The organism is Vibrio sp. 10N.222.52.B7 (assembly GCF_041474275.1).
Classification (GTDB): Bacteria; Pseudomonadota; Gammaproteobacteria; order Enterobacterales; family Vibrionaceae; genus Vibrio; species Vibrio crassostreae_C.
This window is the reverse complement of record NZ_JBFRTU010000366.1, coordinates 1-312: the sequence shown is the minus strand read 5'-3', so window position 1 is coordinate 312 and position 312 is coordinate 1. Positions and strand designations below refer to the sequence as shown.

Annotated in this window: 1 protein-coding gene; it reads left to right on the top strand. The window is 44.9% G+C overall.

The genetic code is table 11. The annotated features are described in order from the left end of the window. A partial coding sequence (locus AB4512_RS23245) for a HAMP domain-containing protein (protein WP_372175885.1) occupies nucleotides 1-312 on the top strand: 312 nt, incomplete at both ends.

The window sequence follows — 312 nt, the reverse complement described above, 5'->3', positions numbered from 1 at the left end:
CGTCACTGGATTACTGATCGCGCTGTCCTTTGGGATCTCATCGCGTGTCGCTAAGAAGATAGCCTCGTTAAACGCAACCATGTTGCACGTATCCCAACAACGTGACTTTACCGTTAAAGCGGAAGACAGCGGTTCAGATGAAATTGCGGATATTGCCAAGTCATTTAACACCGTATTAGAAGATATTTGTCAACTTGTTGGTCAAGTACAAGGATCGATCCAAGGGCTCGGCAACATTTCGAACCAGTTGCAACACGACGGTATAGAAGTGGAAAGCGCTTTAAACAAGCAGCAACGACAAACAGAAAATAT